This is a genomic window from Novosphingobium aquae (assembly GCF_037572715.1).
In the GTDB taxonomy this organism is placed as follows: Bacteria; Pseudomonadota; Alphaproteobacteria; order Sphingomonadales; family Sphingomonadaceae; genus Novosphingobium; species Novosphingobium aquae.
The window spans coordinates 242,141-257,230 of the sequence record NZ_JBBHJY010000002.1 but is presented as its reverse complement, the minus strand read 5'-3'; the positions used below and the strand labels follow the sequence as shown (position 1 = coordinate 257,230).

At 64.6% G+C, this 15,090-nt stretch carries 12 protein-coding genes; 9 read left to right on the top strand and 3 right to left on the bottom strand.

Translation table 11 applies throughout. The features are described from left to right. Window positions 1-27 precede the first annotated feature (27 nt). Complete coding sequence (locus WG900_RS06550) at window positions 28-549, top strand: c-type cytochrome (RefSeq protein ID WP_339965709.1); 522 nt, start codon at window positions 28-30, stop codon at window positions 547-549. A 133-nt stretch (window positions 550-682) separates the two neighbouring features. Here the strand turns inward: WG900_RS06550 and WG900_RS06545 are convergent, their stop codons facing one another. Then, window positions 683-2,728: a M13 family metallopeptidase gene (locus tag WG900_RS06545; RefSeq protein WP_339965707.1), complete on the bottom strand. Its 2,046-nt coding sequence runs from the start codon at window positions 2,726-2,728 to the stop codon at window positions 683-685. A gap of 161 nt (window positions 2,729-2,889) precedes the next feature. Between WG900_RS06545 and WG900_RS06540 the strand changes: the two genes are divergently transcribed. The 3 genes from WG900_RS06540 (at window position 2,890) to WG900_RS06530 (ending at window position 6,252) form a co-directional block, all read left to right on the top strand. Next, window positions 2,890-4,242, top strand: coding sequence for a surface lipoprotein assembly modifier (locus WG900_RS06540; RefSeq protein ID WP_339965705.1), 1,353 nt, complete (start codon window positions 2,890-2,892; stop codon window positions 4,240-4,242). A gap of 31 nt (window positions 4,243-4,273) precedes the next feature. Beyond that, window positions 4,274-5,173, top strand: a complete 900-nt coding sequence (locus WG900_RS06535) for a transferrin-binding protein-like solute binding protein (RefSeq protein ID WP_339965703.1) — start codon at window positions 4,274-4,276, stop codon at window positions 5,171-5,173. A gap of 179 nt (window positions 5,174-5,352) precedes the next feature. Beyond that, entirely contained in the window at window positions 5,353-6,252 is a 900-nt protein-coding gene (locus WG900_RS06530) for a transferrin-binding protein-like solute binding protein (RefSeq protein ID WP_339965701.1), read from the top strand. 59 nt (window positions 6,253-6,311) lie between these two features. On the opposite strand, the gene WG900_RS06525 is transcribed toward WG900_RS06530, so the two are convergent. Continuing rightward, the gene (locus tag WG900_RS06525) at window positions 6,312-8,528 is read right to left on the bottom strand and encodes a PKD domain-containing protein (protein ID WP_339965699.1); all 2,217 of its coding nucleotides are present in this window, start codon (window positions 8,526-8,528) and stop codon (window positions 6,312-6,314) included. A gap of 183 nt (window positions 8,529-8,711) precedes the next feature. On the opposite strand from WG900_RS06525, the gene WG900_RS06520 reads away from it, so the two are divergent. The 5 genes from WG900_RS06520 to WG900_RS06500 all read left to right on the top strand — a co-directional run bounded on the left by WG900_RS06520 (window position 8,712) and on the right by WG900_RS06500 (window position 14,146). Next, window positions 8,712-9,107, top strand: coding sequence for a COG4315 family predicted lipoprotein (locus WG900_RS06520; protein ID WP_339965697.1), 396 nt, complete (start codon window positions 8,712-8,714; stop codon window positions 9,105-9,107). A gap of 67 nt (window positions 9,108-9,174) precedes the next feature. After that, complete coding sequence (gene uvrA, locus WG900_RS06515; protein ID WP_339965696.1) at window positions 9,175-12,156, top strand: excinuclease ABC subunit UvrA; 2,982 nt, start codon at window positions 9,175-9,177, stop codon at window positions 12,154-12,156. A 265-nt stretch (window positions 12,157-12,421) separates the two neighbouring features. Further along, window positions 12,422-12,898, top strand: coding sequence for a CHRD domain-containing protein (locus WG900_RS06510; RefSeq protein WP_339965695.1), 477 nt, complete (start codon window positions 12,422-12,424; stop codon window positions 12,896-12,898). Between the two features lie 287 nt (window positions 12,899-13,185). After that, on the top strand, window positions 13,186-13,653 hold the full coding sequence (locus WG900_RS06505) for a hypothetical protein (RefSeq protein ID WP_339965693.1): 468 nt from the start codon (window positions 13,186-13,188) through the stop codon (window positions 13,651-13,653). A gap of 139 nt (window positions 13,654-13,792) precedes the next feature. After that, entirely contained in the window at window positions 13,793-14,146 is a 354-nt protein-coding gene (locus tag WG900_RS06500) for a hypothetical protein (protein ID WP_339965692.1), read from the top strand. Window positions 14,147-14,212: 66 nt separating this feature from the next. Here WG900_RS06500 and WG900_RS06495 read toward each other — a convergent pair whose 3' ends face one another. After that, entirely contained in the window at window positions 14,213-14,704 is a 492-nt protein-coding gene (locus WG900_RS06495; RefSeq protein WP_339965690.1) for a DUF3617 domain-containing protein, read from the bottom strand. Between the last annotated feature and the right edge of the window lie 386 nt (window positions 14,705-15,090).

The window sequence follows — 15,090 nt, the reverse complement described above, 5'->3', positions numbered from 1 at the left end:
ACCAAAGCGACTGTGCGGGGAAAACGAATGATTGCGAAGACGAAGCCGGGTCTGAAGATCGGCGCGGCGCTGGCAGTGCTGGCCGTGGCCGTGCTCATTGGCGGCGGTCCGCTCGCCGCGACGCAGCAGGCTGCGCCTGCCGCGGTTGACGTATCGAAGCTGTCCAAGGACGAGATCGAGACGCTGATCTATGAACGCCAGCAGTTGATGATCCAGATCGACAAGGATTCCGAACTGCTCGGCGAAATCGTCGCCGGAATCGCTCCTGCAGCCAAGCTCAAGGAAACCACCGCTGCGCTGGCCCGCGACGCAAAGGAATCGCACGGTGCCTTCTCGATGAAGGTTCCAGGCGGCCGCACCAAGCCCGAGGCGTGGAGCAACTGGGCGGACTTTTCCAAGCGGCTCGATGCCTTCGTTGCCGGTGCCGAACAGATCGCCAAGCTGGGCGAAACCGGCTCGGTCCCTGCCGTGAACGACGTGCTGGGCGAAGCCATGACCTGCAAGGGCTGCCACGACCTGTACCGCGAGCCGAAGAAGCCCACGACCTGAGGCGGTCTCTCTCCAACTGCGGCTAGCTCGCTTTGCTCCCAAGCCTTCGTATCCTCTCCCAACCGGGGAGAGGGTTAGCGTAGCTTGCCGCACCAGCGTCTAGCGAAGCTGGGAGAGGGGCGTTACGCGTACCTCACCACAACCGCGCGCGCTTTTCCGGGGCGATGTACATCTTGTCGCCCGGCTTGACGCCGAACGCATCGTACCACGCATCGACATTCGCCAGCGGACCGAGCACGCGGAAGCGGCCGGGGCTGTGCGGGTCGGACGTGATCTGGCTGCGGATGGCGTCCTCGCGGTTCTTCTCGCGCCACACCTGCGCCCAGGCGAGGAAGAAACGCTGTTCGCCGGTCAGGCCGCCGATCACCGGCGCAGGCTTGCCGTTCAGCGACTTGCGATAGGCGTCGAGCGCCACCAGCATGCCGCCAAGGTCGGCGATGTTCTCGCCCATGGTCAGGTCTGGATTGACGAACTGGCCGGGCGCCGCCTCGAACTTCGCATACTGGTCGCCGAAGATCTTGGCTTCCTTGATGAAACGGTCGTTGTCTTCCTTGGTCCACCAGTCGCGCACAGCGCCGGTGGCGTCGATCTTGCGGCCCTGATCGTCGAAGCCGTGGACGATTTCATGGCCTATCACCGCGCCGATCGCGCCGTAATTCACCGCGTCGTCCGCCTCCATGTCAAAGAACGGGGCCTGAAGAATGCCGGCGGGGAAGACGATCTTGTTTTCCAGCCCCCCGTTATAGGCGTTGATCGTCTGCGGGTTCATCGCCCACTTCTTGCGATCGACCGGCTTGCCCAGATCGGCGAGGTTGTAGTCGGCATCGAACTTGCCGGCGCGCTGGACGTTTCCGTAGAGGTCGCCGGCATCGATCTTCAGCGCGTCATAGCTGCGGAACTTGTCGGGATAGCCGACCATCACGTCCATCTTCGCCAGCTTTTCCAGGCCCGACGCCTTGGTCGGCTCACTCATCCAGGCATTGCTCTTGATGCGGTCGGCCATGGCGAGCTTGAGGTTGGCAACCAGCTCTTCCATCTTGGCCTTGGCGCGCGGCGGGAAGTGCGCCTTGACGTAGTCCTGCCCGAGCAGTTCTCCCATTGAGGCATCGACCTGACTTACCGCACGTTTCCAGCGCGGCAGGATCGAGGTCACGCCCGAGATCGTCTTGCGATACTGGAACCGGCTGTCGACCATCGCCTTGCCCAGATAGGGCGAGGCACCATCGGCGATGTGGAACATCTGCCACGCCTTCAGCACGTCCAGTGGCGTATTGGCATAGACCCCGGCAATATCGCGCACGGCGGTCTTTTCCGACACGATCAACCGCTTCTGCGCCGGCACGCCCGCGCCTTCCCAGAAGGCGTTCCATTCGATGCCGGGGGCATATTGCGCGAGGTCGAGCGACGACATCGGGTTGTTGACCTTGTCGACATCGCGGCGATCAGCGGCCGGCCATGACTTCTGCGCAAAGGCGGTTTCCAGCGCGAAGACCTTGCCCGCCATTGCCGCCGCATTGGGCTCGCCAAGCTTGGCAAGAGTGCGCGCGATATACGCCTTGTAGGCGGCGCGCTGTGGGGCGAAGCGTGTATTCAGGTAATAGTCGCGCTCGGGCATGCCGATGCCCCCCTGGTACAGCCACAGCACGGTCATCGAGGCATCGGCGGTGTCCGCCTCGACCCCCCAGTTGAACGGCGCGATGCCGTAATCGCCGTTGGTCGTGCCCATGAACCGGGCGAAATCGCGCTTGCTTTCCAGCGCGCGGACCTTGGCAATATCGGCCAGCAGCGGCGCCATGCCCCGCGCCTCGACGCCCTTTTCGTCCATGAAGCTCTTGTAGAACGCGCCGTACTTGGTGCTGTCCCCTTTGGTCACCAGAGCGCGCAGATTGTCCTGCGTGCGGTCGTAGAGTTCAAGGAACGAGCTGACCCCGGCGCGGTCCGCCGGGATCGGCGTCTTCGCCAGCCACTTGCCCGAGGCGTACTTGTCGAAATCGTCGCCCGGCTTCACCGCAAGGTCGCGGTTCTCCAGCGCGACGCCCCATTCGCCGTACTTGCCGGACTTGGCCGGGTCGGAGCTCGCGGCAGGGGAGGCGGCTGCGGTTTCGGGCGTGGCGGCAAGGGCAGGTGCAGCACCCAGCGCCAACACAGCAGCCGAGGCGAGAAGGACGGCAGATTTCATTCCGGTTCCTTTTGAAACGATTTCTCTCCTGCTCGCGCGCGCGAGTGATTGAGTCAATGGCTTTGGTGGAGGCGGAAATGCGGTTGGTGGAATGACGCGGAAAGCGGAGCGACCACAATTTCTTTGCCTCCCCAGCACCTTGCTCTATCGCGGCCACAGGGATGGGTCGTCGATTCGCATATATTAGCCGGCTGCTGCTAGCACTTGGCGCAGGGCTGGCGGCCCTGTCCGCGCCCGTTCTGGCGCAGGACGTGCCGGCGGAAAGCCCCGCCGAGGTCCAGCTTACCCCGGCGCAATTGTTCGCCTTTGCCGACAAGGCCCGCGACACCGGCGATTACCGATCGGCCGAGCAGGCCTACCGCGCGCTCTCCTCCAATCCCGATGTCGAACTGCGGACCGAGGCGCGGTTTCGGCTTGGCATGATGCTGGCCGAGAGGATGGGCCGCTTGCGGGACGCGGCGGTCGAATTCCGCGCGATCCTCGATGAAAAGCCCAAGGCGGCGCGCGTGCGGCTGGAACTGGCGCGGATGCAGGCGATGATGGGCAACCTCGGTTCTGCCGAGCGCGAATTCCGCGCGGCGCAGGCGGGCGGCCTGCCTCCCGAAGTGGAGCGCATGGTGCGTTTCTACGCCAATGCGCTGAGCGCAGCGAAGCCTTACGGTGTCAGTATCGAAGTCGTGCTCGCCCCCGATACCAACATCAATCGGGCGACGCGGTCCGATATGCTGGGTACGGTCATCGGCGATTTCACGCTGGATCAGGATGCGAAGGCGAAGTCCGGTCTGGGGCTTGCGCTGCGCGGGCAGGCCTATCTGCGCCGGCCGCTGCCGGGCGGCGCGGCGCTGGTCGCGCGGCTTTCGGGGAGCGCCGACCTGTACCGGCAGTCGCAGTTCGATGATTTCACCATCGGCCTTCAGGTCGGCCCGGAATACCGCTCGGGGATTGACCGGATCGCGCTGTCGATCGGTCCGGCATGGCGCTGGTACGGCACCGATCCCTACACCGTCTCGCTCGGCGGCAATGCCAGTTGGCAGCACCCGCTGGGCAAGCGCACGCAGATGCGCGCCGAAGGCGGCATCGCCCACGTTACCAACCGCCGCAACGCCGCGCAGACGGGGGACCTGTTCTCGCTTTCCGGTTCGCTCGACCATGCCTTTTCGGAGAAGGTCGGCGGCGGACTGCAGCTTTCGGCATCGCGCCAGACCGCGGCTGATCCCGGCTATGCCCTCGCTAGCGGCAATGCCTCGATCTACGCCTGGCGCGAAATGGGCGCGATGACCGTGGTGGCCAATCTCGGCTTCGGCCACCTAGAAGCTGACGAGCGACTGTTCCTCTATCCGCAGCGCCGGATCGACAATCGCTTTAGCGCCGGCCTTTCCACAACCTTTCGCCAACTGCGCGTCGGCCCGTTCGCGCCGATCGCGCGAATTCGGTGGGAGCGGAACTTTTCAACTGTAGAAATCTATGATTACAAACGACTTAGCGGTGAAGTGGGGATCACTGCCGCTTTTTAGGAGGGGGGCCAGGAGATTGGAAAGCAAAGGCATGGTCCGAGCCGCATTGGCGTCGGGTATCGTATTTTTCGTCAGCGCCTGCGGCGGCGGCTCCTCTGGTGGCGGCGTCATCAGTACGCCTCCCCCCGCTCCGCCCCCGCCTTCCTATACCAAGATCGTCGACATGACCGGCGATCGTACATTTCAGTCGGGCGGGGTGCAGTACAACACCTCCTCTGCCGGGATCGCTAACGGCACCACACAGAACTTCGGCGCCGGGGTGACTATCGCCTACACTGCCGCGAGTGACAGCTATCGGCTGACATCACCCGATGCTGCGACCTTCACCTTCACGCCTGCAATGGCACAGCCGCCCGCGCCGGCCACACCAAACAGCCAGGTCTGGGTCGGTGTCAGCGGCACCCAGCGCGATCAGTTGGTGCTCACCGTGCCTGCCTCCAATGGCGTGGCGCTAAGCTATACTATCCTCGGATCATGGGGCCGGATCGATACGACGACAAACAACGGCACTTTCCGCCTTGCCGTCGGCGGTTCGCCCACTCTTTCCGCTGACATGCCGCGCACCGGTAGCGCCAACTACACAGCTGGCACGGGTGGCACCATTGTCCAGAGCGGGGCGGGCTACAACCTGCAAGGCAACAGCACGATGACCTTCTCAGCCAATTTTGCGGCCAATTCGGTCTCGACGACGCTCACGCTTGCCGGCACGCAATTCACCGGCGGCCCGATCACCAGTTTCGGCACCTTCAACGGAACCGGCACCATCTCGTCCAGCGGTTCGGGCTTTACCGGGACGCTGACCAGCACCGGCGCGACCGGCCTGTTCTCGGGCGGGTTTTTCGGCCCGCAGGCGCTTGAAATGGCCATGGCCTGGTACTTGAATGGCCCCACGATGAGCGGGGCTGGCCTGGCAGCCGGCATCAAACAGTAGGCTGCCGGGGAATTCGGGGAGGAACTTCCTCCCCACCTTCGCCTGTCCAAAGTTCGTGCCGGAATGGAGCAGTGGGCAATTGACGCCCGCATCCTGCTTGTCCGGCAGGATGTTTCGTGCCTAACTGACAGGCCTCGGGGCGGCGGGAGTCGCTGCCGGGTCGCAGGAAGGAACGCTCCATGGATCAGACTGGTCGTATGCGCGGCGTAACGACTTGCGGCATCGTGTTTTTCGTCAGCGCTTGCGGCGGCAGTGGCGGCACCCTTGTTAGCACGATACCGCCGCCACCCGCCCCGCCGAGCTATACCAGGATTGCCGACATGACCGGCGACCGCACGTTCCAGCCGGCCGGGGTGCAGTATGACAGCTCTGCCGCTGGCCTGACCAGCGGCACCGCCCAGAATTTCGGAAACGGCGTGGCTATTGCCTACACCGCCGCGACCGACAGCTATCGCCTTACCGCCCAGGACGGCGCGACCTTTACCTTCACGCCCGCCATGGCGAAGCCGCCATCCGGGGCAACCCAGACCTGGGTCAATGAAACCGGCACCCAGCGGAACCAGTTTTCACTGACAGTGCCCATTTCTGGCTCAGGCGTGCCGCTCAGCTACACGGTGCTCGGTTCCTGGGGCCGTTTCGACACGACAACGACGAATGGAACGATCCGTCTGTCTGTTGGCGGCGCTCCGACCTACGCGGCCGACATGCCGCGCACGGGGGTAGCCATCTATTCGGCCGGGACCGGCGGTGCCATTGTGTCGGCGGGGCAGTCCTACACGCTTCAGGGAAACAGCTCGGTATCCTTCACGGCCAATTTCGGCGCAAGCACGGTGTCGACCACGCTTACGCTGGCGGGTACTTCGGGCGGCGGGCCGGTGACAAGCTTTGGCACTTTCAGCGGGACGGGCACGATATCGTCAACCGGCTCGGGCTTTTCCGGCACTCTCGGCGGCACCGGCGCAACCGGCCTGTTTTCCGGCGGCTTCTTCGGACCGCACGCGCTGGAAATGGCAATGGCCTGGTATCTCAACGGTGCTACGATCAGCGGGGCGGGGCTGGCAGCCGGCATCAAGCAGTAGGCTTTCCACGGTGGGCCGGGCGGGGCCCCGGCCTCCCGCCCGCGCCTTGCCAGGTGGTTCTATTCCACCACCACTTTCACTTCCTGCCAGTTCTGCGGCAGCGCCATGTTCGCCGGGTTGATCAGGCCGTCACGCTGGCCGCTGACTGTCAGGCGCACGGTGTAGATGCCCGGCTTGTCAAAGCTGATCGTGCGCGATGCCGACGAGGAAACCTGCGGCTTTGCCAGCACGTTGGGCACATCGGCCTTGCCTTCGATCGACCAGCCATATTGCACGATCATGCCGGTTTTCGGCGGCATGGCGAAGCTGGCGCGCAGTGTCACCGGTTGGCCCGCCGCCGCCTTTGCGCGGGTGCCGCCATTGACCTTGAGGTCCATCACCGGCTGGAGGCCGCCGCGGGCCGCGGCATCGTCTGGCGGGATGACCTGGCCGTTGCGGATGGCATAGGCGGTCGATTTGGGCGGGGCGATTCCCTTTTCCGCCCAGGCCATCAGGTCCTGGATCGATTGCTGCCACACGCCCGGTTCACCGGCGCCCGCCGCATGGCGGCCGTTGTCGTGAAGGTAGAAACGCATGGTCGAATCCGCCTTGGGTCCCATGGTGCGGGCGATCTTCTCCGCATAGCTGGAGTTGAAGATCGGCCACGAGAGATTGTCCGAGCGGCCTTCGAGCACCATGGTCCTGGTCTTCACCGCCCCGGTTTCGATACGTCCGCCCATGGTCCGGTAATTGGCATGGGTAAGCACCGAAAGGTCCTTGCGCTGTGGGTACTTGGGGCTGCCATTGGCATTGCGATACTGGTCATAGCTGCGCATGCCCGGAATGATGCTGTGGCGCGGATAGAAATAGATCGACAGGATGAAGCGGTTGTTGACCCGCACCTTGCTGCCCACCTTCAGCCCACCCAGCAGCACCGGGCTGTTGGTGATCGGGGCCGATCCGCCGAACACGTCCTTGACCGAGCCGGACAGGGCCAGCGTGGCGGTCTGGCGGTCGAGAATTCCCATCAGGCTGTAGCGGCGCTTGTTTTCGGTGGGGGCACCATTGGCGCGCGTGCCATCGATCAGGCGGGTCCTGCCATCATCGTCATAGACCCAGAATTCCAGGTAGGTATCGCCCGTTGCCGTTGCAGCCGGGAAGGCGTCCTTGTCGAAATGGACGGCGGTCGGCTTGCCGGAGGCGTCGCGGTCAATGCCGGTGACAGTCACCCAGCTATCGACCTTCGCCGCCTTCAGGTACTTCGGCGGTTTTGAACCGGCATAGCCGGGCTTCGACCAGAAATCGTCTTCATAGCTCGGGTCGGCCAGGCGGATGTCGACCGGGTCGACCAGCGGCAGAAGGTTGTCGAAATGCTTGCCGATGATCGGCAGCGGATAACCAGCGGAAAGAAACTCGTTGAGGATCGACTTTTCGTCATTGTCGAGGCCGGCGTAAATGTCTCCGGTGCCGCCCGGCATTGCAGCCTCGGCGATTGCGTCGCGCTTGGCCTTGGGAATGCCAAAGGTGTACTGCGCTTGCCACTGGAACGAGTGATAGGTGCTCACGCCATAAGGGCCAGTGCATTGCACCTGCACCCCGTCCCACACGCCGGTGGTATTTTCGGCCGCGGCCATCGAGACAATCCCGCCGCCGCTGCAACCCCAGAAATAGGAATAGATCTTGCGATCATCGTCATAGAGCCGGCGGGCGATGCCCTTGGCGACCTTTGTCGCCGCAGCCTGATGGCGGAAGGTGGCGACGGCATTGACCACGCTCGGGCTCACCCAGTTGATCGACATCGCTCCGTTGACGAAGGCCATCCGGTTGTCGACCATCCCGCCGCCTGACGGGTGCTGCTGTTCGAAGGAACGGTGCTTGAAGAACTCCTTGGCGGGAAACCGCAGCACGTATTTCTGTTCGAACAGGGTCGGGCTCTGGATCACGCCAGCGGGTAACTGCACCGGGGTTTTCGTCGCAGGGAAATGGCCGGTAATCTGGGTATAGGGGACCAGCGGGCCTCCATCGGGCAACTGGAAAGTCAGCTGCTCGGTCTTGTCGATCACGAAGGTCTTTTCGTTGTAGTCCGGATCGACGCAGGTGGCGTTGATCAGCAATTGGGGCTCGATCCCGACATCCTTGAGTATCGGCGTGGCCGGCACGAACTTGCAGGTCGCGGGCGCAGGAGTGGCCTGAGGCTTGGCCAGCGCCGGGGAGGCGAGGGCAAGCCCTGAGGAAAGGATCGTCCCGATCATTGCCGCGCGGCTGCGGGCCTGCGCAAAGATTGTCGCACTTGCCATGTCACTCTCCCCTGCTGCCAGACTGCGCTGTTCCGCTGCCCGGTCCAATGTCGGCAGGCTCACCTGTCACGCGCCGGGTGTAAAGCGGGAAGGTGTGTCAGGTGCGATACATCTGCAAGGTGGCAAAGCCGCGTCAGAGGCGGCAAAAGGGTCGCATCGTCTATTTTTCTTGGATTCCCGCCGATGTCGTTCGTGTCCCTCGCCCTGTTCGCCGCCGCGATACCGCAAGTGCCGTCGACCAACGTCCAGGCCGTACGCGAAGGCGAGGGCTGGGTGATGCGCAACCTGATCGACGACAACCGCATCTACACCTTTGACAAGGATGACGTCGCGAGCGGCGAGAAGCCTGCCCGATCGAACTGTATCGATGCCTGTGCGCAGACTTTTCGCCCGCTCACCTCTGCAGGCAGCGACAAGCCGGTGGGCCGCTGGACCCTGCTGCGCCGCGACGACGGATCGGACCAGTGGGCCTTTGACGGCAAGCCGGTCTACAGCTTTGCCGCCGATCCCGAACCAGTCGCCGCACGCGATGGCAGCATGGGCAATTTCCAACTATTGCCGCCGGTTCCGGCCGATTGAGCCACGGACCAGAACATGTTCCACCCGCCCCTTGCGAGAATCGAACAGATGTGGAACAGAGCGGCGCATGTCGCTCTCCAAGATTGTCGTGCGGGGTGCCCGCGAACATAACCTCAAGGGTTTTGATGTCGAACTGCCGCGCGATGCGCTGATCGTCGTCACGGGGTTGTCGGGCTCGGGCAAGTCGAGCCTCGCCTTCGATACGATCTATGCCGAAGGGCAGCGGCGCTATGTCGAGAGCCTGAGCGCCTATGCGCGCCAGTTCCTCGAAATGATGCAGAAGCCGGATGTCGAGCATATCGACGGGCTGTCGCCGGCGATCTCGATCGAGCAGAAGACCACCAGCCGCAACCCGCGCTCCACCGTGGCGACGGTGACCGAGATCTATGACTATATGCGCTTGCTCTGGGCGCGCACCGGGGTGCCCTATTCGCCGGCCACCGGCCTGCCGATTTCGGCGCAGACGGTCAGCCAGATGGTCGACCGGGTGATGACCCTGCCCGAGGGCACGCGCGCCTATCTGCTTGCGCCGGTCGTGCGGCAGCGCAAGGGCGAATACCGCAAGGAATTGGCCGAGTGGCAGAAGGCAGGCTACACCCGCGTGCGGATCAATGGCGAGATGGTTGCCATCGAGGACGCGCCGGCGCTCGACAAGAAGTTCAAGCATGACATCGAAGTGGTGGTGGACCGTATTGCGGTGCGGGAAGGCATCGAGACGCGGCTGGCGGACAGCTTCGAACAGGCGCTGAAGCTGGCCGATGGGCTGGCCTATGTCGATCTGGCTGACTGGACCGTGGCTGAAGTGCAGGGCGAGCGGGGCGGGGGTGCTTCGACAGGCTCAGCACGAGCGGATGTTGCTGCAGAAACCAATCCCGCTCAGCCTGAGCCTGTCGAAGGCCGCGCGCTGACGGCCGGGATGAAAGGCGCTTCGCTCCCGCCCAACCGCATCGTCTTCAGCGAAAAGTTCGCCTGCCCGGTCTCCGGCTTCACCATCGAGTCCATCGAACCGCGCCTGTTCTCGTTCAACGCGCCGCAGGGGGCCTGCCCCGCCTGCGACGGCCTTGGCGAGAAGCTGCTGTTCGACCCGCAGCTGGTGGTGCCGAACGAGCATCTCAGCCTCAAGCAGGGCGCCATCGTGCCCTGGGCGAAGAGCAACCCGCCGTCGCCCTATTACATGCAGGTGCTGGCCAGCCTCGCCAAGGAGTTCGGCTTCGCGCTCGACACGCCGTGGGATGCGCTGCCGGTCGAGGTGAAGATCGTCATCCTCCACGGCACCGCCGGCCGCGCCGTCCCGCTGACGTTCAAGGACGGGCGCAAGGAATATACCGTCAAGAAGGCGTTCGAGGGCGTGATCGGCAACCTCAACCGCCGCATGTTGCAGACCGAAAGCGCCTGGACGCGCGAGGAGCTGGGCAAGTACCAGACCGCGCAGCCGTGCGAGACCTGCGAGGGCAAGCGCCTCAAGCCCGAGGCGCTGTCGGTCAAGGTCGCCGGGCGCGACATTTCCTCGGTCACGCACCTGTCGGTGTCGGACGCGGTGGCGTGGTTTGGCGCGCTCAATGACCAGCTGACCAGCCAGCAGCAGCAGATCGCCAAGGCCATCCTGAAGGAAATCAACGAGCGGCTGGGCTTCCTCAACAACGTCGGGCTCGATTACCTCAACCTCGACCGCACCAGCGGCACGCTGTCCGGCGGGGAGAGCCAGCGCATCCGCCTCGCCAGCCAGATCGGCTCGGGCCTGTCGGGCGTGCTCTACGTGCTCGATGAACCCTCCATCGGCCTCCACCAGCGCGACAATGACCGGCTGCTCGAAACGCTGAAGCGGCTGCGCGATCTCGGCAATACGGTGATCGTCGTCGAGCATGACGAGGACGCGATCCGCCATGCCGACCATATCCTCGATCTTGGCCCCGGCGCGGGCGTCCACGGCGGGCACATCGTCGCGCAGGGCACGCTCAAGGACATCCTCAAGGCGAAGGACAGCCTCACCGGCCAGTACCTCTCGGGCAAGCGCCGGATCGAGGTGCCGACCACGCGGCGCAAGGGCAACGGCCACAAGGTCGTGGTCCAGAACGCGCGGGCCAACAACCTGCGCGGCGTCACGGCGGAATTCCCGCTCGGCACCTTCTGCTGCGTCACCGGCCTGTCAGGCTCGGGCAAGTCAAGCCTCACCCTCGATACGCTCCACGCCGGCGCGGCGCGGGCGCTGAACGGCGCGCGGGTGATCGCCGGCGCGCATGACAAGATCACCGGCCTCGAAATGTGCGACAAGGTGATCGAGATCGACCAGTCGCCCATCGGCCGCACCCCGCGCTCCAACCCGGCGACCTACACCGGCGCCTTCACCCAGATCCGCGACTGGTTCGCCGGCCTGCCGGAAAGCGGCGCGCGCGGGTACAAGGCAGGGCGCTTCAGCTTCAACGTCAAGGGCGGGCGCTGCGAAAAGTGCCAGGGCGACGGCCTGATCAAGATCGAAATGCACTTCCTCCCCGACGTCTACGTCACCTGCGAGGAATGCAATGGCAAGCGCTACAACCGTGAAACGCTCGAGGTGAAGTTCAAGGGCCACTCGATCGCCGACGTGCTCGACATGACGATCGAGGACGCGGAGGAATTCTTCAAGGCCGTGCCCCCCATCCGTGACAAGATGCACATGCTGAACGAGGTGGGTCTTGGCTACGTCAAGGTCGGCCAGCAGGCGACCACGCTGTCGGGCGGTGAGGCGCAGCGCGTCAAACTCGCCAAGGAACTCAGCCGCCGCGCCACCGGGCAGACGCTCTATATCCTCGACGAGCCGACCACCGGCCTGCACTTCGAAGACGTCCGCAAACTGCTCGAAGTGCTCCACCGGCTGGTCGATGGCGGCAATTCGGTAGTGGTGATCGAACACAACCTTGATGTCATCAAGACCGCGGACTGGGTGATCGACCTCGGCCCAGAAGGCGGCGTGCGCGGCGGCGAGATCGTCGCCGTGGGCACGCCCGAGGACGTCGCGAAGAACCCGCGCAGCTACACCGGGCAATACCTCGCCCCGCTGCTGGAACGCTGAGCGCAGGGGCGGCGCCCTCGTCGTCCCGGGCCAGACCCGGGACCGCTGGCCTCATCAAACCAACCCCGTCATCCAGGGCCTGACCCGGGATCCCGCTTGCCTCTCAGCGCCAGAAGGAAAGCGGGGCCCCGGATCACGTCCGGGGCGACGAATATTGGGGCAAACCCGCCCCCCCGCATTCCCCGCACGCTCCGGCGCAGGGGCGGAAACTTTCATGACGGCAGCGGGTTCAATCTCCCTCTCATCCCATGAAGGAGTTCCTGCCATGACCTTTACCCCGATCACCCGCACCCTGGCCGCGCTTGCCGCCAGCGCCGCACTCGGCGCCGCCGCGCTTCCCGCTTTCGCTGCCGATCCGGCTCCTAATGCCGCTCTGGGTGAGGGCGGAGTCAAGCTCTCCGCCACGCTGACCGGCGCTGCCGAAGTTCCCGGCCCCGGTGATACCGACGGCACCGGCACGCTCGAAGCGCGGGTCAATCCCGGCAAGGGCGAGGTCTGCTACACCCTGACTGTGGCCGGCATCGACGCCGCCACTGGCGCGCACATCCATGCGGGCAAGGCAGGCGTGGCCGGCCCGGTCGCCGTAGCCCTCGAAGCCCCCGCCGACGGATCGAGCGACGCCTGCGCCACGATCACCCGCGACCTCGCCATGGCGCTGATCAAGACGCCGGGAGACTATTACGTGAACGTGCACAATGCCGCGTTCCCGAATGGCGCGGTGCGGGGGCAGTTGGTGAAGTGATTTAGAGAAAGTGATCCGCGAAGGCTATCTGCGCCTCGCTGAACTTCGATCTCTTCATCACACACTCCGTATCCTGGCCCTCCAATCATAACTGGAATCTTCCATCTCCAAACGGTCCAAGATCCCGGGTGCAGGTCAAGGGGGGAGGGGCGGCAAGAGGGGGCTGGGTTCCAAATCCCGCAGCGGGACTCGCGCGGCCCGAATGAGGCGGCTCTTGGCGGGAACCATCGCGCTGGCCCCCGTGTTTCACTTGTAAGTTCCAGAGGGGGCCTTTGGAGTGTTGCAAGATGGATCCGTTCGCCTCGAAACTGGCATTTTCCGCCGCTGCCGCCGGGGCGGCGCTGATGGGGGCCTTGTTCCCGCATCCCAGCTATGAAGCGGTCGCACCGGCTCGTCCCTGGGCTAGTTCCGGCGCGGCCAATGCGTGGCAGCCGGCATCGGGCCAGATGTTTGCGCAGGCTTCGGAAACCTACAGCTACAGCGGGGCGCTGCCTTCCGATCGCGGCCCGATAGACGTCTATGGCGCGCATGGCTGGCGTCTGGCCCGCGAGCGCGAAATCCTTGTGCGACAGGAGGCCGAATTGCAGCGCGCGGTGGCTCAAGCCGTTTGGCCGAAGGAGGAGGCTCCCGCGGTGATCGAGCCGCAAGGCGAGGTGGCTGGGGTGGAGGTGCATCGGGGCAGCAAGCCCGCCGAGGCCGGTCCAATTGAACCGGCCGAGAGCGCCGAGCCGCTGGCCGAGGTCAGCGACGAGTAACGAGCGAAAGCCGAAGCGCTCCGATCCTGCGACGAGGCGAAAACGCTTCGTCGCAAGCGCTTTGCACCGACTCTGCCAACTTCATTATAACCGGCGCAGAGGGTTGGAAGGGTAGCGTAAAAACATGAGGAATTGGACTTTGGCAGGCGCCTTGGCGCTTGGCGTGTGCTCGGGCGGTGCATCGGTGGCCCGGGCGGATGATCCCAACGATCCCTCGATGCGCAACCCGGCAAACCGGGCGCGCGACAAGGCGATCATTCGCGATTTGAACCTGGGCCAGCTCGCCTATGTCGAAAGGCGCGATGCGGAATATGCCGAGGGCTGGAAGGCTTGGCGGGAATATAACGGGCGAGAATATAAAGGCCGGCGGGGCGGTGATGGCGCGGATGACTATGCCTCTGCCCGCGCCCGGTACCAGCGCGACATGGCCGCCTGGCGCCGCGCGGTCTCGCTGTGCGAAGCGGGCCGATACGAATACTGCGACCGCCGCTAACGCGCGCGGTTGCGGTTGGGAGCAGGCTCCTCCTCCCCGGCGGGAGGGGGAGCCTCGCTCCGAAGCTTACTTCTTGCAGTCGCCGGTGCGTTCGGAGACGACGCTCATTTTGATCGTCGCCTTGCCGCCGGGCAGCGCGGGCTGATTGATGTCGGCGGCCATGGCCATGTCGACCTTGCTGTCGCTGTAGGTGCCTTCCATCTTCATGCCGTCAGCACCGAACTGGCCGCCCTTGCACTTCAGCGTGCCGCTCATCTTGCCGCCGCCCTGGGTGTAGGGATCAAGCGTGCAATCGCCCTGCTGGCTCTTCTTGGAAAAGTCGCGCACGCCGGCCTTTGCCTGCTCGGCCGTCATGCAGCTTTCGGTCGACTGGCCCTGGCCCATCATCATGGCCATGCGCTGCTTGATCTGCGCCTGCATTTCGGGCGGCGCGCCGGGCACTTCGAAGCTGGTGACCTTCATCGTGGTCTTCCAGTTGCCCGGATTGAGTTCGCCGTCAGCCTTGCCGCAAGCAGCAAGCGCCACCAGCGCGGCGAGGGGGAGCAGGTTGCGGATCATGGAAACTCCTTCGGTTGGGGTGTCCGCCCGCAAGTCTTCTCCCGGTCGGCACAGGCTTTCGAGCCTAGCGAATAGGCGAGCAAGTGCAACGACTAACCCAGGGGCGCGGGAGGTGTGATGGTGGTACGGTGCGTTAGGAGAAGGACGGGTAGAGCGGCGAGCGGGCCGGAAAAGCAAAAGGGGCCGGCATTGCTGCCAGCCCCCGCTCACCGTCTGCGTCGTTGCAGCCTTCGGGACAACTTTACCTGGCTCTGCCAGCGGTGCCACGGACCGAAGTCCCTGGCGACCGGTCGCCGTACCTCTGCACCGCCGAAGGGGTGCCCGGTCCCGTCAGGTGGGTGGCCGATCCGCGCATCGCTTGTCCGAAGACAACGCGTGCCGACCCA